Consider the following 21454-nt stretch of genomic DNA (forward strand, 5'->3'; position numbering starts at 1 on the left):
GTAATTCCTTATTGTTTTTAAATGAATGGAAACATTGTACACATCAAAACTTTTAACTAGACCTAAATCGGATACTTTATCTCTTAATTAATTTTTTCCAAAGCAACAGCGATTTTTAACCATCTAAGCGATAAAATCGGGCTTTAAAAATGATTGATGGATAAATATATGTTAAAACCTCTTTTGATTGAAATCGGTGTCGAAGAACTCCCGGCTGTTCCTCTCCTTAAAGAACTAAGTGAAATTGAGAAAAAATGGGTATCCGTTTTAGAAAAAAATGCCCTGCTGGGTGAGTTTGAGTTCTATTACACGCCGCGACGGCTTGTACTGTGGCACCGCGAATTTAAAACACGTCAAGACGATCGTATCGAAGAGTTCTTCGGAGCACCCGTCGAAATGGCGATAAAAGACGGAGCACCAACACCTGCAGCACTTGGCTTTGCAAAAAAATGCGGTGTGGAATTCGATCAGCTCTCACGTGCCGAAAAGGGGGGCAAAGAGGTTCTTTATTTCAGTAAAACCATTGCGGGACGTGATAGCAGTGAGATTTTGGGTGAAATGATCGATCAATGGATCAAAAGCCTCAACTTCGGAAAATCGATGCGCTGGGGTTCAAGCCATGAGAGCTTTATCCGTCCAATACGATGGGTCAACGTTAGCTTGGGTGAAGAGCTTGTCGATATCGAACTCTTCGGTGTCCGCTCATCCTCTGAGACGTACGTCCATCGTATCAGCCATTTCGAAACCAAAAAAGTAAACTCTATCCATCACTATTTTGATCTTCTCAAAGAGGGCTCTGTCGATCTTTACCCACAAAGCCGACGAGAATCGATTTTGGCAAACTTCGCGAAACTCGAATCTGAACATGGAATTAAAATTGAAATCGATGATGATTTACTCGATGAAGTCGTCGCCATTACCGAGCACCCGACACCTCTTTTGGGAAGTTTTGATGAGAGTTTCCTCGAACTTCCACCGGAAGTCATTATCACCTCGATGAAAGAACATCAACGCTACTTCCCTGTCTTCAAAGAGGGGAAACTGATCAATGCATTCGTCGTGGTTTCCAACGCACTAACCGATGATTTCAGCCATGTTATCGAGGGAAATCAGCGGGTTCTCCGTCCGCGCCTCTCCGATGCACTCTTTTTCTACCGTAACGATCTCAAAAAAGGGTTGAGCACCGCAGGATTGGAAAAAGTCGTATTTATGAACGGTTTGGGGACGTTGGCGGAGAAAATCAAACGTGAAAAAGTGGTCGCTTCGACCATCGCGAATCTCATATATGATAATATTAATCCATCTGATTTGGATCGTGCAATGGAGTTGGCAAAAGCCGACTTGATGTCTGAGATGGTCTATGAATTTACCGAACTACAGGGACTTATGGGGTATTACTACGCGTTAGCTCTCGGTGAATCCGCCGAAGTTGCACTTGCCATCAAAGAGCAGTATCTCCCTAGCGGTGAAGAGAGTGCATTGCCGAGTACGATGCTCAGTGCTATCGTTGCTATGTCGATGAAAATCGATACTTTGATCGGTATGTTCAGCATCGGTGAGATTCCAACAGGTTCACGCGATCCGTTCGCCCTTCGCCGTGCCGTAAACGGGATTATCAAAATTGCAGTAGAGCACCAAATCCCCCTGAACTTCTCAACCTTGATCGATCAACTCTCAAACCTCTATCCACAGGGAAAAGAGTTTAAAAAGAATATTGAGACGTTTATCATCGAACGTCTCGCTGGTGCGTATGTTGGGGTTAATCCTTCTATCATTCAATCGGTCGTTACTAAAGAGGCTCATGTAGAGCTAGATGTTCTCGACATCGACCGCAAAATTCGCGCCGTTACGACTATTGCGGCATCCGATTCGTTTATCGAAGCGTTCTCCACTTTTAAACGGGTCAGCAACATCCTCAAAGACGAAGTGATGGATAAAGGGTTCAGCGTTAACGAAGCGTTGTTTGAAAACGATGCAGAACGCCATCTACACTCTGCCGCGACCTCTGCGATCTCCGCGAGCTACGAAACACTAGAAGAGCGTTTGGATGCTTTGTTCGCTCTCAAAGCTCCATTGGACAACTTCTTCGACAATGTTATGGTTAATGCCGAAGATTTAGCTGTCCGTGCCAACCGCAAAGCGTTGGTCGGGATGATCTACGCCGAGATTTACTCAATTGCCGACATCAAAAACATCACCTTATGATGTCATCATCATCGGTGCAGGGGTAAACGGCTGCTGTAGCGCGTATACTCTTCATAAAGCCGGTTTGCGTGTTGCCCTGATAGATCAAGCTGGTATCGCTTCAGGCGGTAGCGGTGCGGCAGGAGCATTTATATCGCCCAAAATCTCCAAAGCGGGTACGCTCAAAGAGATCATGAGTGAAGCACACGCCGAAGCACTCGAATTCTACACAACCAATTTTCCGAATTTTACCCTTGTCAAACCGCTCCTTCACATTGCAAATACTCCGGAAGAGGGTGAAAAAGTTGAATCCTTCAAGCATGAGACTCATCTAAAACACTCGAATATTCCCCATAAGATACAAATACTCCTGAGTGATGAAGCGTTAAACTCACCTTCTATTTATTTTGACATGGGTGCCGTTGTCGATGCACAGGGGGTATGCAATGCCATGACAGAAGAGATCGATTTTTATCCGATCAAGGTAGAAAAGCTAATTCATAATGACGATTTGTGGCAAGTGGGCGAACTGAGAGCCAAACACATCGTCCTTTCCATCGGTGCCTATCCGAAGCTTCTCCCCATTGAGTATGTCGGTTTACGGGGTATTTGGGGGCATCGGATCGATATTGAAACTGCTACTCATATCCCCTGTATTCTCCACCACCATGTCTCGATCTCTCCAACAACGAAAGAGGGGACCGTCGCTATAGGAGCAACCCATAACGTCCATTACTCCCCGTTTTCAGGGGAGCCGTATGATGTAGAGGAGGGGAGAAAAGCGCTCCTCGATAAAGCCTCCAAAACACTAAAATTAAATAATATTAACATACTAAAAGACTATACAGGTCTTCGATCAGGGTCAAACGACTATCTCCCGATGTTAGGCAGTTTGGTCGATGCGAACACAACGCTCGCACTTCATCCGCATTTACGCCATGGAAAAGCACTCGATCCGCAAGAGTATATTTATTATCCGCAACTTACAATGATTAATGGCTCAGGGGGGTATGGGTTTGTCCTCGCACCGTATTTGGCGAGAAAACTCAAAGAGTATCTAGTAGATAATCAACCGATTGGTCCTATTCTTTCGCCGTCACGTTTTTTTCCTAGATGGGCAAAAAGTAAAAAAAATCAATCGTAAACGACAACTCCATAATTATCATCAATACGGTAAAAACGGGAATCGGATGTAATGATCAGTTCATCCAACCGTGCCAAATGGACATAGCTTTTTTTACCGATTTTAATCCCGTTTTCGAGAAAAAACCGTTTGAGGTTGACGAATTTAATATCGTTGACGAATTTGTATTCGAACTGGTTGTACAGCCTCATTTTTTTGTATCCGAAAATATGACTGTCTATCCCCAGTTGGGTCGCGGCGTATTGGGTCGGAAGATAACCGGATAGGTCGGTAAGATCTTCTTCAATATGGGAATATTTTGAGGGGAGGGTCTGTTTTTCCAGAAATACATAGCGGTTAAGCTTAATATGTCGGGTATCGTTCCAATACTGATATGCCGGCGAAGAGATATCAAGTTTTGTGTATACCTCTTTCCAAAGCCAGTGTTTGTCCAGTGTTGTATAGAGGGTAGACATCGTTACTCGTCGTGATCGGGGTCGTTAAATGCCAATCGTCTAGCGTACATAAAACGATCTCGGTAATACGCTTTTTCGATTGAATCGTATTGTACTTTTTTAGCGGCAGAAGAGGCGTGGATGATTTTTCCGTCACCTGCATAAATAGCGACATGGGACGGATCTGATTTATAAGTGCGATAAAAGAGCAAATCGCCTACTTGTAAATCATTCGGATTGACACTTTCACCCAACAATGCCTGTTCCGATGCACTTCGCGGGAGTGATACGCCAAACGGTCGGTACACTTGCTGAGTAAACCCGGAGCAATCGGTACGCCCTCCATCCTTATCTCCAAAACCATACGGAGTTCCAAGAAAATCTTTCGCACGTGAAAGAACTTTTTCTTTAACATTTTTAAAATTTTTGATAATTTTTTGCGGTACGTTTTTAGGGATTTCAGCTACCTTAACGTCCTCCGGACAAAGTGCTGCAGAAGTGATCGGTGCAGGCTTAGTAACCACTAAAAATGGTTTCGTATCTTCTCCGATCGTATCGGTATCGACTTTGGTGTTTTTAAGAACAGTCGTTTCTATTGCAGCTGTCGCTTTAACTGTAGGTTCTGGAGAAGGAGTCGGTTTGGAAACCAATATAGCAGAGATATTTTTCGTAAAGGAGATATCTTCATGATTAAGAGAATCGTTTGTTTTTTTTAATTCTCGTTCGTATTCTAAAAAAAGGGATGGTTCACGCCTCTTAGTATCAGCTAGAGCCGCTGTTGTGAGTAAAATCAGTGATAACACTGTGCGCCTTATCAGCATTAACCCTCCTCATTTTTCTGCGTTATAGTCATTATAGATTAAAAAGCTTTAGTTTTTTTTATAATCCGCTAATTTAACGGAGCGTTATGGTACACTTTCCTCAAAAACGAATGGATAACAAGCATAAAAATGAAAGAAGCAATCGTATTATTAAACATGGGTGGTCCCAACAATTTAGGTGAAGTTGAGATGTTTTTGCACAACATGTTCAACGATCCCTATATTATACGTACAAAAAGTTCTCTTTTACGTCGGTTTATTGCCGGCTTGATTACCTTGACACGCGCCGAAAAATCTCAGGACATATATCGGCAAATCGGTGGAAAATCTCCATTGGTTGGACATACGATTGCATTGGTTGAAGCATTACAAAAGAGTATCGGAAATAATACCGTCGTAGATTTCGTTATGCGATACACTCCACCAATGGCAGATGAAGTGTGTAAACGGCTAAAAGAGCAGGGGATAGAAAAAGTCTACCTTATCCCCTTGTATCCACAATATTCTTCTACCACTACCCAATCGTCACTGGATGATTTTGAATCAACCGCTCAGAGAATCGGCTGGGATGTCATAACCGTAGAAATTAAACATTTTTTTGCCCGTGAAACCTACAATCTATGTTTATTAGAGCGTATTAAAGAAACTTTGGATGAGGATAATGCGGAGTCGTTCGATATTATCTTCTCTGCGCACGGGCTACCTCAAAAAATTGTTGACCAAGGTGATCCGTATCAACGACAGGTAGTTGCCCACGTTGAGCTCATCAAAACGTTAATGCAAGAAAAAGGGTTCAATTTTAACGGTATACATTTGGCCTATCAATCCAAAGTAGGACCGATGAAATGGCTCGAACCTTCATTGGAAACGGCTTTACGTGAACTCCAAAACAAACGGGTCATTATTGTTCCCATCGCTTTTACCATTGATAATTCTGAAACCGATTTCGAGCTCTCTATTGAATACGCGGAAGTAGCTCATACCCTTGGTTATGAATCGTACCGTGTTTGCCGTTGCCCGAATGAGCATCCGCTCTTTGTCCGAACCCTTACAGAACTCTATGAAAAAATGAAATAGATGCGTCACATTGCACTTTTTGATATGGACGGCACCCTGATCGATTCCGGTCTTGATATTACCCTCTCAATCAATTATGTGCGCGCATCTTGCTACAATCTTGATCCGCTTAGTGTCCAGTGCGTTGTTGATACTATTAATGCACCCGTGCGTAATTTATCTGAGATTTTTTACGGAAAAGAACACTATGAAGAACGTGCACGGGAACTTTTTGAAGCCCATTATTTTGAACAGTGCATTCAAAATGTCACCCCTTATCATGGGATTCATGATCTTTTGAATGTCCTCAAAAAGAATAACGTGATTATGGGCGTTGCCACCAATGCACCGAGTATTTTTGCAAAGAGAATGCTTAAGCATTTGGAGTTGGACTCTTTTTTTCAGCTTATTGTCGGTGCGGATGATGTTGATGCTCCTAAACCACATCCGCAAATGCTCCACCGCCACCTCGATCATTATAATTATCATATCGGTACGGATTATGCTTTGATGATCGGAGATAACTCAAAAGATATGGAAGCGGCTAAACGAGCCGGAATCGCAGGAGTATTTGCTGGATGGGGATTTAGCTCGAAAGGGGAAGGGGATTATTTTGCCTCCTCTCCTCAAGCCTTATTGGATATTATCTATACAAACAGAAGGTAGATTATGATCAGCATCGATTTATTACTCATTATGATTGCAATGTCACTCTTATTTTTACGGCATACGGTCGTGTACAAAGATCCCAGTAAAATCAATTACACCCCTGTCGTCTTTGCGTTAGGATTCATCGGTGCTCTGTTACATTTCATCCTAAGCCTTACTATTGATATGAGTATCATTAAAGAGTCTCTTTTATCTTTGAGTGTCGGAGTTCTCCTCTCCAGTATTATGAGTGTAATGAATCAAACGGTTACGGTAATTAATACCCATGCCGATCGTTTTCGTCTGAATGAGATAGGGGATGAGATTACCACTCTATCCGCTTCCGTTGCAACGCTGAGCGATCGTCTTGAACTCATCACGCAAATGGAAGGTTCCACTCACGATCAAATACGGCATGTTTTTAAAGAAGAGTTTGATGCACTGAGTATTATTCAAACCAATCAAAAGCTTTTTATCTCTAAAATTGAATCCCTTTTGGCGCAACAACAAAATGCTATGGGGAAATTCGAAGAGTTTACCCTCTCAGAACTCCCGAGTTTGGATAACGTGGTTCACCGCCATATTGATTTACTTCGCGTCGCGGAACAAGACCACTTTAATCAGCTCAAAAATGTTGTCAGACAAAATAGTGACGATCAAAAAGAGGTACATACGCAGGTGCAAGAGCTTCGTGATCTCGTAATCCAAATGTCTCATCACCAAAATCCGGATCATACCGTAACCGTATTGCAAAAAGAGTTGGATCGTATTGTCCATGATTTTTCCCATCATCTTCAAATGCTGGGGGCTAAAAGCGAATCGATTGTCACCTCGTTACTGGAAAATGATTCCTTACTGCGCGGCTCTCGTGAACAAAGTGAACTGATTATGCAGCAAATGGTTCTCTCTTCCAAACAAATGCGTGAAATGACCTCTCACTCCAAAGAGCTCTCCGACTCGTTGGTACCCCTCTCTCGTCTTTTTTCCTCGGCTGAAACGCTCCATAAAGAGTTTGTTTTGGCTAAAGGGAAACTCAGTGAGTTAATTGTTACCCTTGAATCCTATGAGCGTCAAGAATACCGCGCTATTCGTCAAAACTTGGAAGAGGTTGCGGCTGAAGCAACCGCTCAGATGAAATTGTTCGTTCAAACCCTACAGACAAAAGAGTCTCATCCCCTAATAGAGGCGAAAAGTGTCCAAGAGTTAGCAAGTAAAGTGAAGCTTCACAAGAGCTATTTGGGAGAAAACCAAGAATAAAGACCATATAATGACAAAAAAATAAGGTTTTTAGTCAATGATAGAATTTTACGAACTCCTCGATGATGAAAATGTACCGTATCGCTGTGATATAGAGCTCGATCTCATCGAAGAAGCCCCCCAAGAGGAACGTCCTTGGCTCCTATGGCTTTTTGTCAAAGCCGACAGTGTTACAGAAGCCTTAGAAACGTTTAGCAGTGATTTAATCGCAACGCTTCATACTTCGTTGAATGCCCTATTTGCGGGGAGAGTTATGAAAGAGGGGTGGGCTGAATTTTATTTCTATGCTCCGCAATCCAAACGGTTCGAAAACATCAGCTCTGAGGTCATGAGTCGCCATGGGGGATACGTCTATGAACGCGGTTCCTCCAAGGATACGAAATGGGAGATGTACAGCGACAATCTCTATCCTGATGCCTATGGACTTTTGAGTATTCAAAACCGTCATACCATTGCCGCTCTTGTCGAAGCAAGAGATGATCTCTCACTCCCCAGAGAAGTCGAACATTATCTTTTTTTCCAAACCAAAAGTTCTATGGAACGCGCAATTGCACAACTTGCTTCTCACGGCTACACGGTCAAAGACTACGCTACCGATGATGAGAGCGATTACGCCTATGGGGTGGTTCTTCTTAAAATAGAAGCCATCACCCCCGATTTGGTTGAAGAAACAACGACATCGTTGTATGAATCGGCAATCCAGGAACACGGACTCTACGAGGGTTGGAGTACGGTACTTGCAGGAGAAGACAATGGCGCTCAATAAGCCTCATTACACACTTTTTAAAAATACCCGCTATGCATTGAATGGCCTCGTGGAAGTAACAAAAAATGAAAAATCGTTTCGTCTTCAAATCGTTTTATTTGTTGTAGGTATCATTGTCTCTTGCTCTTTGCCAATTGATTTTGTCTCTAAAGCGATACTTATCGTTGCACTGTTTATCCCTCTCATCGCTGAGATCATTAACAGTGCGATTGAGCGAACGGTTGACTTGGTAACATTTGATCACCATGAGCTTGCAAAGAGGGCAAAAGATGCCGGTGCGGCATTGGTATTCCTCTCTTTGGGTATGCTGGCTGTTATCTGGAGTGTAACCCTTTATGCGGCATTTTATCTGTAACGTTTTTGTAAGAGACTTTAACCTATAATTTTCATAATTTTTAAATCAGGGGATATGCCGTGGCAACAGCACTTATTATCGGCGCCGGTGGAGTAGGGCGCGTTGTGGCACATAAATGTGTCATGAACAACCAAATTTTTGATCGTATCATTTTAGCGAGTCGCAGTATTTGGCGTTGTGAAGAGATTAAAAGTGAACTTCCTGAAGGTGCAATCGAAATCACGACCGTGGATGCAGATAATACCGATGAAGTGATCGCATTAATCCAAAAATATACACCTGATATTTTGATCAATGTTGCTCTTCCTTACCAAGACCTAACGATCATGGATGCATGTATCGCAACGAAAACCCCTTATCTCGATACGGCTAACTATGAGCATCCTGATGAAGCGAAGTTCGAATACAAACTCCAATGGGAGCGTGATGCCGCGTTTAAAGAAGCAGGTATCATGGGATTACTCGGAAGCGGATTCGATCCGGGTGCAACGAATGTATTCTGTGCGTATGCTCAAAAACACTATTTTGATGAGATCCATACGATCGATATTCTCGACTGTAATGCAGGTGATCACGGTTATCCTTTCGCGACCAACTTCAACCCTGAGATAAACCTTCGTGAAGTGAGTGCAAAAGGGCGCTATTGGGAAAACGGTGAGTGGATAGAAACCGCACCGATGGAGATTATGCAAGTGTGGGATTACCCTGAAGTAGGGCCAAAAGACAGTTACCTTCTTTACCACGAAGAGATGGAATCGTTAGTAAAACATATCAAAGGGCTCAAACGTATTCGCTTTTTTATGACGTTCGGTCAAAGCTACCTTACCCACATGAAATGTCTCGAAAACGTCGGAATGCTTGGAATTGAGCCGATTGAGCATCAAGGGATGAAAATCGTTCCGATGGAGTTTTTGAAAACACTCCTCCCTGATCCGGCATCACTCGGTCCGAGAACCAAAGGGAAAACGAATATCGGTATCGTTGCTGAAGGGCTCAAAGACGGTAAAAAACGCCGCATCTATATTTATCAGGTAAAAGATCACGAAGCGTGCTACGCCGAAGTAAAATCCCAAGGTGTATCGTACACCACAGGTGTCCCGGCCGTTATCGGTGCCAAACTCATGGTTGAGGGTAAATGGAGTGGAAAAGGGGTGTTCAACATGGAACAACTCGATCCTGATTTCTTCATGGATGAGATGAATACTCAAGGTCTTCCTTGGAATATCATAGAGATGGAGTGCTAATCAAAGCGCTTCTTTTCAGCAACCTTTTACGTAAAGGGCAATCGTGAATCTCAACCCCAATCAGCAAATGGCTTTTGATGAAATGGGGATGGCCGAAAAAGTTGCAATATTGATGATGCAGCTGGGTGAAGATACCACTGCTACTATCTTTTCTCGGATGAATGTCGAGGCAATTACCGAAGTTTCAAAATACATAGCCTCTAACCGTTCTGTAGAAAAAAATATCGGTGCAGCCATCCTTGAAGAGTTTTATGCGATCATCCAATCCAATCAATACCTCAATACCGGAGGTCTTGATTACGCCCGTGAAATCCTCTACAAAGCACTAGGGCCTGAAGAAGCGAAAAAGGTATTGGAACGTCTGAGCAAAACGATGCAGGGTGCCCAGAACTTTTCGTACTTGTCTAAAATCAAACCGCAGCAGCTCGCCGACTTTATTATGAATGAGCACCCGCAGACCGTTGCGTTAATCTTAGCGCACATGGACCCTTCCTCTGCTGCAGAGACCCTCTATATCTTCCCGGATGATTTGCGGGCCGAAGTAGCAATGCGTATGGCGAAATTGGGCGATATCACTCCGGCGATTATCAAGCGGGTCAGTGCCGTTCTTGAATCCAAACTCGAATCTCTCGCCAGCTATAAAGTGGAAGTGGGCGGACCGCGGGCGGTGGCCGATGTCTTCAACCGTTTGGGAGCGAAAGCCTCCAAAGCGACCCTCACGCAAATCGAACAGCTCGATCAGGAACTTGCGGCATCGATCAAAGAGATGATGTTTACGTTCGAAGATATCGTCGATCTTGACGGTAATAGTATCCGTGAAATCCTCAAAGCAGTCGATAAAAACGATCTTATGCTGGCACTTAAAAATGCGGCGGAAGAGCTTAAAGAGAAATTTTACGCCAATATGTCTCAACGTGCCAAAGATGCTTTTGTCGAAGAGCTCCAATTCTTGGGTGCCGTTAAGATGAAAGAGGTAGAGGGTGCTCAGCGTAAAATCGTTGATGCGGTTCAGGCATTGGCAGAGCAGGGTATCTTGCAGCTCGGCGAATCCGAAGAGATGCTCGAATAACCCTTAAATATCTAATTGGCTTATCTCTTCCAAAAAACGGATAAACATTTGATATTGTTTTTTCTTTTGCGTTGTAGTGGCCTCTATCGTTTTATTGCGGTAATGTTCTATCAAAAAGTTTTGAAAGCGATCAAATTCAGATGGACTCAGACGGTGCGCAGAATTGATCTTTTCGATAATATGATGGAGTTTTCTTTTAATAGTCCCAGAAAGTTCATTATCCATATTGCTAATAAGAGCATCACACTCAAATATTCCTTGAGCATTGAGAGAATTTTTTGGTTCGTCTGATGCTTGAGTAGTGAGTGATTTAATGGTATGGGCCGAATTTTGGTAAAGATACCGGTATTCTGACACTAACTTATATTGATGTATCAGGCTGTCCGCAGCAGCATCCATGCTAAGATAGTACATCGGAAGCTTATTCGGGATATAGATAATCGTCTTACCGTTTGGAGATTGTGACCACGAAGTTATCTTTGCCCCTTTTAATCGTACTTTGGCAATGATCTCATCGAGTAAATTTTCGTATATTATTTCGGGTGGATTGTCTGTAGAGTATGTCATATAGTATCACTGAATCTAAAGAATCTGCGGTAAAAAAATTACCGATATATTAAGTAGGGAATGTTAGCGTTTTATTCTTACAAATTCGTAACAAAAAAAGATCTCATCTACTATCCAAGACTCTATAAAGAAGAATTTGAAAAAACTGCTATATATCTACAATTTTGGCTATTCTTAATGAATAAACGTGAGATTACTTAGATCATTTCTGGGAAGTTTAATTTGAAATTCCGAACCATTCTCAAATGAGTGAAGGGTGAGTGATCCTCCAAACTCTTTTTCAATAGTGAGCTGAGCAAAATGCAAGCCGATTCCAAATCCTACCCCTTTGTCTTTAGTTGAAAATTTAGGCTCAAATATCTTTTTACGGATCTCTTCGGGAATTCCTCCCGCTTCATCTCGAATAGAAAATAGATAGGTGTCTTTATCGATGAGCGCTCGAAATGTAATCGTTTTTTTCCCATCCATATGATTTCCGTTATAAGCATCACAGGCATTGTTAATGAGGTTTATGAGTACTTCTTCAATATCTGTTTTAAACCCGTAAATTTGTATCTCATCATCAAGAATATCAATAACCAAGTCAATCTCTTCTTTTTGAAATTGTTCATTGAAAAATAGTTTGATAGAATCGGTAAGTTCATGAACGGTGAAAAGTTGTTTTATCCGTTCGTCTTTCCCCATATTAAGGATACTTTTAAGAATATCAGACATTCTAGAAATCTGCTGTGAGATAAATTCGCTGCTTTTGAGGACTTCAGATGATTTGACAGTTTTATCGATATTGGCCAATACCATCATATTGATAGCCTCCATACTGATAAGGTTGATAGGCTGTCGCCACTGGTGTGCAATGATCTGAAGAGTATCTAACACACTTTTTTGGTACGAAGAACGGGTAATAGCAGTATTATAATGATTGGTTCGGGCAATAGAGGAAAAAAAACGCTCTAATTGTTTCCACTCCACTGTATTCGTATTTCTAAGCAATTCGCGCTCTAAGCAAACTGTTTGTGCTTCTAACGAGAGGATATGTGCCAGTTTAGGCTGAAAGCTATCCGTGCAAAGGCAGATTCCCATATTTCCGACAAGCGCGTTGTGTGCCAAAACAATATCGCACAGCGAATTCGACAAAGCAGAGACGTCAACTATAATCCCTACAACATATTCATTAACCAGAAGCGGAGAATTTAGAGGAATGGGGATGACTTCAAACGATTTTATAAAAAATTCGGGAAGCGCTAATTGACGTGTGTCTTCGAAAAAATGGAGAATTATAGGGCGTTGTTTTGTCATATTATTTCACTTCATACGGTGCTGCAACGGCATAGCCTTGCAGATAATCGATATCAATTGATCTGAGTAGTTCAATATCACTCGCTGTAGAGAGATGGGTGGCAATCGCTTTTGCACCCACGAGATGAATTATATCCACTAATTTTTGAACAATCTGGATAGCTCTTGGTTCGGTATGAAGCTGTATTATCAGATCAGGATGAATTTTAATATAATCCGGTTTTAACTCAAAAAGGTAGGCAAGGTTAAAATCACCCGAACCAAAACGGTTTAAGATGATTTTATAGCCATGAGCTTTGAGCTTTTTTATAAGAGGGAACATTGAGTTAGATACACTCTCTTTTGCACGTCCGACAAGTTCAAATGCAACTCTCGAAGGCTCCAATCGATAACGTTCCGTCCAAAACTGAATATAGGAGAGGAGTGCGTCATCGTTGAGATCTTCATCTGCCAGACAAACGGTCAATATGGCATTTTTAGGCGTTATAGTAGCATTAAGGCTGAGAGTGTTCCGAATCATCGAACGGGTGATCATCGTCATTTGGTGTGTATTGATAGCAACATTTAAAAAGGTTTCCGGCCCGTATATTTTCTCTTCTTGACGTATTCTAACAAAGCTGTTAAAAATTTCGATATCGCCGCTCGATGCATTTACAATCGGCTGAACATATGGGACAATGTTTTCCTCTTCAAGGGCATGAAAAATCATCTTTAACACTTCTCGACCGTGTACAATAGTCTGATCACGCTCCTCATCGCTTTGGATAAACACCATCACACCGGCCGTATCAGGATGAATAATATTTTCAAGTGCCAAGCGTGAATTGGCCAATAAGTTTTCGGTTCCGTATGCGATTCCGATAGAGAGTGTTGAGTTGAGAATTATCCCTTTTTCTGATGTGTGAAAATAGCGTGCAATCGATACCATATCGTTGGCTAGAACATTGGCAAATTGTAGATTTTGATTTTTTAGAACAAGACAAAATTCATCACGGCTACAACGATAGAATGTACCTTCTGAATTAATTTTGAGACTCTCCAACAGCGCTCCCAACTCACTGACATATTCGTCTGCATACTCTTCTCCCACAAGATCATAGATATTGGAGAGATAATTAACCCTTATACGCAGCAAAGCAACCGGTTCAGAAAGAGGCGATTTAAAAAATCCTTCCAGTTCAGGGAGTAATTTCCATCGAGTAACGGGATCGGTATGCCGTATCTTTACAACACTAGCCGAGGTATCTAGGAGAATTTTTTCAAGATATTGAAAAAATTTCGGCATTGAAAGAGGTTTTAAAAGATATCCCTGTACTTCCAATGAAATCGCTTCAGCCATGAAATCGGCATCATCATGGGCGGAAAGGATAAGGATCGGCTGCGATTTTGAAAGAGAACGAATCTCTTTTATGACACCAAGCCCCCCTTTTTTAGGCAGTTCAAGATCGGTAATGACAAGGGTAAACGACTCGTTAGATTCCAGCTTGTTTCGGTAGGTTTTTACCCCTTCGTCTCCGTCCGTCGCAATGATGCACTCTTTAAAAAACATTTGGACAATTCGTTTGAGCGATTCTGCTAATTCAGGATCATCATCGATAATAAGCACTGACCGACTGGCACTGTCGATTTGAAGCCGCTGAATGATATTAGACAAAATCTCCCCTTTTCATAATATAACCGAATCCACGAATGTTTTGAATCAAATCCTCTTTGAGTTTTGCTCGGACACGATTGACCAATGAACGGATTGTCGAAGACTCGGTATCTTCTCCATCCCAGATAAAAGATCGGATACTTTCATCGGTCATTATTTGCCCAAGGTTACTGACAAATAAAATAATAAGTGAATATTCCCGTTTGGTAAATTGCTGTACTTTACCGTCATGATAGAGGAGATAGTTTTCTTTATTAAAGGTATAGTGATTGCTCAAATGGATAATCGGATCATTGACTTGCTCGATTTTCGGTTTTGCCTGTACGGTCAAATGGTGTATCCTGATATCGAGTTCTTTCAGATTAAACGGTTTTTTGAGATAATCGCTGCACCCAAAGGAGAAGGCATCCGATATATAGTCGACATCATGATAGGCACTAATGATGATTTTAGGAGTATCGGGATATTTTTCTGCAATAACTTTGAGGCATTCTAGCCCTCCGATGAGAGGAGTATTAATATCCAAAATATAAAAATCGTGCGCTTGAGATTCTATGACTTCTAAAACCTCTTGTCCGTTATCGTAGTGATCGACGAGATGGCCACGAGAAAGGAGGTAAGTCCGAATGGATCGTGCCAGCATAAATTCGTCTTCTAATAACAGTATTTTCACGTAGTAACTCCACTGTGCTTTGGTAGCGCCATTGTAGGCGAATTATGTTGCAAGAGTGTCGCATTTTCAAAAATATAACGAAATGAGGTTCCGTGTTTGGCGGTAGATGAGATTTCAATCGCAACATTTTCCTCTTCACAGATTTGGGCGACAATACTTAGCCCCAGACCGTATCCCCCTTTATGATCGGATTCGCGGTGAAAACGTTGAAATATTTTCTGTTTATCTTTGATTAAAGGGCCATGATTGCGGATTTCAAAAAAGAGGTCTCCTTTTCGAGACCCTACCGTGACATTAATTTCTCCCGGGCGGTAGGAATACTTGATAGCATTAGACAGTGTATTGTCTATAAGTCTGGAAAGCTTTAATTCATTAAAATTTATCCAAGGAAGGTTCGGCTGACCGACCCGCACCGAAAGGGTAAGTTCATTAACTTCAGCGATGCACGTAAAATATCGTACACGTTCATGAATAAATTCGACCACATCAATTGCGCTCATTTGTTCACTTACGCGATCGCGTTTCATCAGATAGGTCATATCTTCGTAGCTGTTTTGGATAATTCTTGATCCCGCTTCAATAGAGTTTAGAAATTCATTATCGATTCCATTCATCCGTAGCAGATCGATGTTGGTAATTATAACGGCAAGCGGTGTGTGGATTTCGTGGATCGCATTTTTTAAAAATTGATCCTGTTCTTCTAGGAGTTTAAGGGCATACTCTTTTGAATCTTTGAGTAATTGCTGGCTTTTTTTAAGCTCCAGATCATATTCTATTTTTTGCAATACATTAATAATGGCGTCAAAGAGTTCATCATGACTGATCGGTTTCAGAATAAATCGATCTACTCCGCATCGGATCGATTCAACAAATACCGATCGATCTTCGGTACCCGAAATAGCAATCACTTTTTGATCCGGATCAATTTTTTTAATCTGAGCGGTTAAGTCAATACCACTCTCATGCGCAAGATTGATATCCGTTAATATTAATATGATTTTATTATCGTTTTTTGCTGCATGATAGAGGGTTAGAGCCGCAGAAATAGTTTCAGCACGTTCGATATTTTTAAAAAATTTGGAGAGGATTTGGGCAAGTTTTTCACCTATTCGTTCATCATCTTCTACAATAAGGAGTGTTTTTTCATCTGCCAAATCTTTTAATAGTGCCAAGGAACTTTGCATAGTCTCTTTCTCTTTTATAGTAAAATGAGGAATCTTAGTATACCACTTTAGGTTACGTATTGAATGGAGTGGTTCATTGCTATATTATAAGGGATCGCCTGACCGTATAAGAAGCCCTGAGATTCATCAATACCCATGGCATTTACTTTTGCGCTTATAGACTCTTTACTGACAAATTCAGCAATCGTCTTTATCCCCATTTTTCTTGCAAAATCAGAGAGCATCTCAACGATAACCTGTGAAATCAAGGTATCTTCAATGCCGAGAATAAGGGATCCATCGATTTTTATATAATCGATATTGAGCTTAGCAAGGTGCTCAAAGTTAGAATATCCTGATCCGAAATCATCGATTGCTACTTTGCATCCATAATGTTTAATTTCAGAAAAAAAGTGTTGCACCGCTTCATAAGAACCTATCCCCTCAGATTCAAGAAGTTCAAATATCAAACGCTCAGGCTGGGGAAACAGGGCTATCTGCTCAATCAAAAATTCGCGAGTAGGGCGGTCTCTAATATCATCGATTGAGAGATTCATACTGACGGAACATTCCGAATGAGAAAAGCTTTCGAGAGTTTTTCGTATGATCATTTTCGTGATAGAGTTATACATTTTGGTCTCTTTGGCAATCGGTAAAAAAAGTCCCGGAGAGATTACTTCACCATCGGGTAAAATAAGTCGTGCCAATGCCTCGTATTTAATGATTTTTTTCGTTTTATTATCGATAATCGGCTGGAAATAGGGGACAAAACGGTCTTCTTGAAGGGCTCGTTTGATCATGTCTTGATACTGTAATTTCGTGGAGCGCTCCTGTACCGATCGCGTATCATTACTATAAATAATGATAGTTCCCTCTTTTTCCGCTTGACGCAGAGCAATGTCGGCATGCGAAAGCGGGGCGTCATCGCCGTGATCGACAATACCCGCTCCCATCTCCAAATACATCATCTGTCCATTGATTTGTATCTCCGTAGCTTCAAATTTATGGATAATTCGATGTATGTAATGATAGAGTTCTTTCGCATCCAACGGAGAGAGAACGGCAAAGTGGGCACCGCTGACACGATATATGGCATGAAAAGGCATAGCTTCCTCTTCAATAAATCTCGAGAGCAGCTCTGCTGTTTGCTTTAGGATGCTGTTTCCTACCGAATAGCCGTAAAAATCATTTACATTTTTAAAATTGTTTATTTTTAGCAATGAAAGGGAGTTATTACGGTGTTCTAGAAGATCATTCTCAAGCATAGCAAAAGAAAAAAGGCCGCTTATCCGATCGATAGTATACGTCAGTAATGCTTCACGACTTTTTTCGATAACAAGCTCTTCGAGATGCTCTTTGTAGGTTAGATTTTCTTTTTCCATCGATATTTTTGCAACGATTTTATAAAGGACATCGATCGTTTGAACCCTCTCGATCGGTTTAAAAAGATAGCCGTCTATTCCCAATTCTACGGAGCGGTGAAGGATGTCGCTCTCTTTATGTGCCGATACAAGTAAGGTTGCTTGGGTGGGATAGCGTTCTTTTATTTTTTCGATCATTTCCAAACCGTTCAGCAGCGGCATTTGATAATCGGTAATGACAAGATCATAACGATTCGCCAATGCGGCCTTAAGACCATCTTCACCATTGGGTTCACTGTCAATCTCTTCAAAAAAACGGCTCAGGAAAGTGATATATTCTCGTCGAATAAACGGATCGTCTTCCACATACAGTACACGAATTCCTTTAGCGGCATCTTGCAGTAATCGATAGTGTTCGTTTGAGTGGTTAGAATACATAGGTTATATCCTTAGTATAGTTTGTTGGTATAGAGAGGGTAAAAACACTCCCCTCCGCATCGTTACAGACTTGTATGGAACCGTTTAAATGTTTTTCAATAATAATAGCCGACATGTACAAACCGAGCCCAGTCCCGTTTTTCTCTACTTTAGTCGAAAAATAGGGGTCAAATACCTTATCAATGATCTCTTCCGAAATCCCTCCGGCATTATCTCGAATGGAAAATACGATATTCTCTTCATTGTACACTGAATTGAATTGAATAAAAGGTTCGGGAATAAGGCGTTCTTCAAAAGCATCTTTAGAGTTGGTTAATATATTCAAAAAGACCTGCATCAATTCATTTTTATAGGTAACAAAAGCGGCATCAACATCTCCCGTAAACGTTAGATTGATTCCAAAGTTTTTGTAATTTTTCCCCAACATTGTCAATAAATCATTTGACATCTCACGCAGAGAAACGCTCTGCGGCAATTTGTTCGGTCGAAAGAAGTTGCGAAAGTCGTCAATAGTGGTTGAGAGGTAATGAATCTGTTTATCAATCACATTTAAATCGTCTAAGAGATGTTGCTTGTTTATCTCATCAAATTCCAGTGTCAGAATCGTATTGTTGGTAATCATTCCGATAACGGTTATAGGCTGGCGCCATTGATGCGCGATCATACCGATCATTTCTCCCATAATCGCCATTCTTGATTGGGTAATCATCATCTTTTCAGTTATTTCATGCTTATTTTTTGCTTCAACAACTTGATTTTCGAGAGCAGTATTAAGTTCATGCAAGCGCTCAGTACTCCGACAAGCATCAATGGCATTTGTCAGTTTCGTTTTAAACCCAGCAAACATCCGACCATAACCATCCGTTCCATCGCTGTTTTCAAATGCAAACAAAAAATGCTCGTTTCCGATCGGAATATCGAGAATATATCCGAGAGACGCTACTGCAACAATAGAATATTCCTCAATTGCAGTGCATAAAGTGACAGGAGTATCAAAATCCTTTTCGACAGTAACGATTTTTTTTCGAGTAGGTACAGAGGTAAGATAATTGCCTCCTAAAGCTCCGGTATGATGTACAAATGTGGTGATAACATCGCTCAACATATTTTCAAGAACAAGAGAGTTGCCTATGGCATTCATACAAACATAGGCAAGGGTTTGCTGTTCAGAGTAATCTTTCATACCAAAAGTATAGCTCTCCTGTGTTGCAAGTATGTGGCAAAAAAATATTACGAAGCTACCCCATAGTGTTTGAGAAGTTTTTCAAACTCGTCATCTTTGCCAAACTCTTTTAGGTAATAAGCGGCAATACTCTGCGCTACGGCAAGCGATTTTGCAGCGAGGAGGAGTCCGAGTTTATTGAATGTTGCTTGACGTATACATTCTCTGATTTTCGGTTTAAAAATAGGTATCCCCGCATACGGGAGTAATATCTGCTGTACCTGTTTTATCTCTCCGTTAGCAACCGATTGCATAGCATTTGAGAGTACTTCATCAAATGTTTCATCGTATGCGACAAACTCAGCCATCGATTCAAGTATGGGATAGGCTACAACAAGTTCGTATGCGGTTTGAATAGCGTTATTTTGGATCGCTTCTAATAGTTTTTGCCGCAGTTGAATCTCTTTTGCCAGTTCCATCAGCTGCTCTTTATAGGGAAGAAAAACAGCGACTTGTTTTATCCCGGAAAACGCATCGTCGTATTTTCCCTCTTCAATGAGCTTTTTTATTTTGCCAATAGAGGCTTCGGCAAGGGAGCATATTTTTTTATAGACCTCTTCGGATGTTAAAAAATCATATTTAGCCGTTAATGTGAAGTACTCTCTGAATTGTTTTTCTTTGATGAGAGCGTCCGCTTTGAGGTAGAGCTCATAGTTTTTTTGCAATGAGTGTATCATCTCTTTTTTTGCGGGTACCACACAAAAGGGTTTAAGAATTTCCTGTGCTTTTGGGGCATTGCGTAGCGGGTCGGCAGCAATCAACTTTTTTGCTTCTGCAAAGCTTTTTGTAAAGTAAAGTTCCAGTTTACGTGCACTATCGGTTTTTTCAAGATACGGAGCTCTATCCAGCATTCCGAATGCTTCCTGAAACTCTTTTTTCTGAACTAAAATAGCAAATTTTTCAAAATCTTTTTGCTTCTGAAGTAAAAATTCAAACTCTTTTTTATGTTCGTCATCCGATAAAAACGGAGTAGCAAATTCCAATGCAGAAGCAGCGTTTCCTGTGGAAAACTGATTGATAATTTCTTTAAGCATCTCTTCCCATGCTTCTTGAAACATTTCAGACATCGGATGTATAGCCAAAAATAGGTTGTTGTCCAAACATCTTTTGGCAGTTTTAAAATTTTTGACGCTAAGCGCTTGTGAGAAATCATCAATAAAGGCATGCATATCGATCATATAGACCCATCCGCTCTCAAAGCCTATAAAAAGATACGTATCCTCTACGTGCAATGAACTGATCCCTTTTTGATCAAGTTTAAAGGAGGAAAACATTGTATTATCGGAGAGCTTGACCACATAAATCGTTCCGTTTCGTCCTCCGACTATGGCAAAACGTCCGCTGGAATCGACGGCACAGCAACTTGGCCAAGAAGGGAAGAGGGCTTTTTTAGAAGTTTCATCCGTTTTCAAATGGTATACATAAGAGTTTCCTTCACGACCGATTGCGTACAATGATTTAGAGTCATTATAGAAGAAAGAGTGTTCGATTGCATCCTCTGCAAACGTGTTTAAACGCTCTTTTTGATGGCGGATGTTTAAAACGTTCAATGACTTGTCATAGGCGGAGTAGGCTAAGTTTCCTCCCTTTTTATCGACGGTGATATGAGAAATATAATCGGGCTTTGGTTTAAGTGACATGATAATCTTGCCGGTTTGTGTGCTGTACATGTAGACTTTCCCATCGGTCCCTCCGGTAAGAAGGTATTGACCCTTTGCCCCGCAAAAGGTCATAACCTCTGCTCTCTGATCATGTCCGCGCAGTCCTATAACCGCTTCTGCATTGTTTTCCATCGGGTCTGGAAATGCACCTTCCACCTCACTTTCCGTATCAGCTATAGACGGGAGTTTCACACAAATAGCACAGTCATTATTGATTTTTGCACTGTATGCTACATGGCCGTTTTGACTGAAAGAAGACCCTTTTTGAAATCGATGTAAAGGAGTTGCTTCTTGGATCAATGATACTTCGGATCGATTCCACTTCGTTCTGCAGACAGTATGTAGGTTTCCGTCGGTATCGCTAAAATAAATCGTCTTCTCATCGGAGTGGATGGCGATTACACTGGCGTTAACATGAAAAGATTGGATGATTTTAATCAT

At 41.3% G+C, this 21454-nt stretch carries 19 protein-coding genes; 9 read left to right on the top strand and 10 right to left on the bottom strand.

Features of this window, described 5'->3' with window-relative positions:
* The first annotated feature begins 168 nt into the window (after positions 1-168).
* On the top strand, positions 169-2205 hold the full coding sequence (gene glyS, locus Q8O20_RS10630) for a glycine--tRNA ligase subunit beta (protein WP_305531170.1): 2037 nt from the start codon (positions 169-171) through the stop codon (positions 2203-2205).
* Entirely contained in the window at positions 2177-3328 is a 1152-nt protein-coding gene (locus Q8O20_RS10635) for an FAD-binding oxidoreductase (protein ID WP_305531140.1), read from the top strand. The genes glyS and Q8O20_RS10635 overlap by 29 nt, the downstream gene beginning before the upstream one ends.
* Here Q8O20_RS10635 and Q8O20_RS10640 read toward each other — a convergent pair.
* The gene (locus tag Q8O20_RS10640) at positions 3319-3783 is read right to left on the bottom strand and encodes a hypothetical protein (RefSeq protein WP_305531141.1); all 465 of its coding nucleotides are present in this window, start codon (positions 3781-3783) and stop codon (positions 3319-3321) included. The two genes, Q8O20_RS10635 and Q8O20_RS10640, sit on opposite strands and share 10 nt — an antisense overlap.
* Before the next feature lie 2 nt (positions 3784-3785).
* On the bottom strand, positions 3786-4565 hold the full coding sequence (locus Q8O20_RS10645) for a C40 family peptidase (RefSeq protein ID WP_305531142.1): 780 nt from the start codon (positions 4563-4565) through the stop codon (positions 3786-3788).
* 147 nt (positions 4566-4712) lie between these two features.
* On the opposite strand from Q8O20_RS10645, the gene hemH reads away from it, so the two are divergent.
* The 7 genes from hemH (at position 4713) to fliG (ending at position 10978) form a co-directional block, all read left to right on the top strand.
* On the top strand, positions 4713-5660 hold the full coding sequence (gene hemH / locus Q8O20_RS10650; protein WP_305531143.1) for a ferrochelatase: 948 nt from the start codon (positions 4713-4715) through the stop codon (positions 5658-5660).
* Complete coding sequence (locus tag Q8O20_RS10655) at positions 5661-6305, top strand: HAD family hydrolase (RefSeq protein WP_304737949.1); 645 nt, start codon at positions 5661-5663, stop codon at positions 6303-6305. It begins immediately after the preceding gene.
* A gap of 3 nt (positions 6306-6308) precedes the next feature.
* Positions 6309-7544, top strand: a complete 1236-nt coding sequence (locus Q8O20_RS10660; protein WP_305531144.1) for a hypothetical protein — start codon at positions 6309-6311, stop codon at positions 7542-7544.
* Positions 7545-7581: 37 nt separating this feature from the next.
* The gene (locus Q8O20_RS10665) at positions 7582-8310 is read left to right on the top strand and encodes a DUF695 domain-containing protein (protein WP_305531145.1); all 729 of its coding nucleotides are present in this window, start codon (positions 7582-7584) and stop codon (positions 8308-8310) included.
* Positions 8297-8665, top strand: coding sequence for a diacylglycerol kinase (locus Q8O20_RS10670; RefSeq protein WP_305531146.1), 369 nt, complete (start codon positions 8297-8299; stop codon positions 8663-8665). The genes Q8O20_RS10665 and Q8O20_RS10670 overlap by 14 nt, the downstream gene beginning before the upstream one ends.
* A 59-nt stretch (positions 8666-8724) precedes the next feature.
* Positions 8725-9909, top strand: coding sequence for a saccharopine dehydrogenase family protein (locus Q8O20_RS10675; RefSeq protein WP_304737937.1), 1185 nt, complete (start codon positions 8725-8727; stop codon positions 9907-9909).
* Positions 9910-9976: 67 nt separating this feature from the next.
* On the top strand, positions 9977-10978 hold the full coding sequence (gene fliG, locus Q8O20_RS10680) for a flagellar motor switch protein FliG (protein WP_371131556.1): 1002 nt from the start codon (positions 9977-9979) through the stop codon (positions 10976-10978).
* Between the two features lie 3 nt (positions 10979-10981).
* Here the strand turns inward: fliG and Q8O20_RS10685 are convergent, their stop codons facing one another.
* The 8 genes from Q8O20_RS10685 to Q8O20_RS10720 form a co-directional block, all read right to left on the bottom strand.
* Positions 10982-11545, bottom strand: coding sequence for a hypothetical protein (locus Q8O20_RS10685; RefSeq protein ID WP_305531148.1), 564 nt, complete (start codon positions 11543-11545; stop codon positions 10982-10984).
* A 174-nt stretch (positions 11546-11719) separates the two neighbouring features.
* On the bottom strand, positions 11720-12841 hold the full coding sequence (locus Q8O20_RS10690; protein WP_305531149.1) for a sensor histidine kinase: 1122 nt from the start codon (positions 12839-12841) through the stop codon (positions 11720-11722).
* Position 12842: 1 nt separating this feature from the next.
* The gene (locus Q8O20_RS10695) at positions 12843-14495 is read right to left on the bottom strand and encodes an EAL domain-containing protein (RefSeq protein ID WP_305531150.1); all 1653 of its coding nucleotides are present in this window, start codon (positions 14493-14495) and stop codon (positions 12843-12845) included.
* Positions 14488-15168: a response regulator transcription factor gene (locus Q8O20_RS10700; RefSeq protein ID WP_304741775.1), complete on the bottom strand. Its 681-nt coding sequence runs from the start codon at positions 15166-15168 to the stop codon at positions 14488-14490. Before Q8O20_RS10700 ends, Q8O20_RS10695 begins: the two co-directional genes overlap by 8 nt.
* Complete coding sequence (locus tag Q8O20_RS10705; RefSeq protein WP_305531151.1) at positions 15165-16340, bottom strand: hybrid sensor histidine kinase/response regulator; 1176 nt, start codon at positions 16338-16340, stop codon at positions 15165-15167. The genes Q8O20_RS10700 and Q8O20_RS10705 overlap by 4 nt, the downstream gene beginning before the upstream one ends.
* Before the next feature lie 59 nt (positions 16341-16399).
* Positions 16400-18130, bottom strand: coding sequence for an EAL domain-containing protein (locus Q8O20_RS10710; protein WP_305531152.1), 1731 nt, complete (start codon positions 18128-18130; stop codon positions 16400-16402).
* On the bottom strand, positions 18120-19313 hold the full coding sequence (locus Q8O20_RS10715) for a sensor histidine kinase (protein ID WP_305531153.1): 1194 nt from the start codon (positions 19311-19313) through the stop codon (positions 18120-18122). The genes Q8O20_RS10710 and Q8O20_RS10715 overlap by 11 nt, the downstream gene beginning before the upstream one ends.
* Positions 19314-19360: 47 nt before the next feature.
* Positions 19361-21454, bottom strand: coding sequence for a hypothetical protein (locus Q8O20_RS10720; protein WP_305531154.1), 2094 nt, complete (start codon positions 21452-21454; stop codon positions 19361-19363).

It is taken from the genome of Sulfuricurvum sp. (assembly GCF_030691015.1).
In the GTDB taxonomy this organism is placed as follows: Bacteria; Campylobacterota; Campylobacteria; order Campylobacterales; family Sulfurimonadaceae; genus Sulfuricurvum.

What these genes read in the sequence shown, in the direction of transcription:
- glyS (WP_305531170.1), top strand. Translation starts at nt 169, where the DNA reads ATGTTAAAACCTCTTTTGATTGAAATCGGTGTCGAAGAACTCCCGGCT.
- Q8O20_RS10640 (WP_305531141.1), bottom strand. Translation starts at nt 3,783, where the DNA reads ATGTCTACCCTCTATACAACACTGGACAAACACTGGCTTTGGAAAGAG.
- hemH (WP_305531143.1), top strand. Translation starts at nt 4,713, where the DNA reads ATGAAAGAAGCAATCGTATTATTAAACATGGGTGGTCCCAACAATTTA.
- Q8O20_RS10655 (WP_304737949.1), top strand. Translation starts at nt 5,661, where the DNA reads ATGCGTCACATTGCACTTTTTGATATGGACGGCACCCTGATCGATTCC.
- Q8O20_RS10660 (WP_305531144.1), top strand. Translation starts at nt 6,309, where the DNA reads ATGATCAGCATCGATTTATTACTCATTATGATTGCAATGTCACTCTTA.
- Q8O20_RS10665 (WP_305531145.1), top strand. Translation starts at nt 7,582, where the DNA reads ATGATAGAATTTTACGAACTCCTCGATGATGAAAATGTACCGTATCGC.
- Q8O20_RS10670 (WP_305531146.1), top strand. Translation starts at nt 8,297, where the DNA reads ATGGCGCTCAATAAGCCTCATTACACACTTTTTAAAAATACCCGCTAT.
- fliG (WP_371131556.1), top strand. Translation starts at nt 9,977, where the DNA reads ATGGCTTTTGATGAAATGGGGATGGCCGAAAAAGTTGCAATATTGATG.
- Q8O20_RS10685 (WP_305531148.1), bottom strand. Translation starts at nt 11,545, where the DNA reads ATGACATACTCTACAGACAATCCACCCGAAATAATATACGAAAATTTA.
- Q8O20_RS10690 (WP_305531149.1), bottom strand. Translation starts at nt 12,841, where the DNA reads ATGACAAAACAACGCCCTATAATTCTCCATTTTTTCGAAGACACACGT.
- Q8O20_RS10710 (WP_305531152.1), bottom strand. Translation starts at nt 18,130, where the DNA reads ATGTATTCTAACCACTCAAACGAACACTATCGATTACTGCAAGATGCC.
- Q8O20_RS10715 (WP_305531153.1), bottom strand. Translation starts at nt 19,313, where the DNA reads ATGAAAGATTACTCTGAACAGCAAACCCTTGCCTATGTTTGTATGAAT.
- Q8O20_RS10720 (WP_305531154.1), bottom strand. Translation starts at nt 21,454, where the DNA reads ATGATTAAAATCATCCAATCTTTTCATGTTAACGCCAGTGTAATCGCC.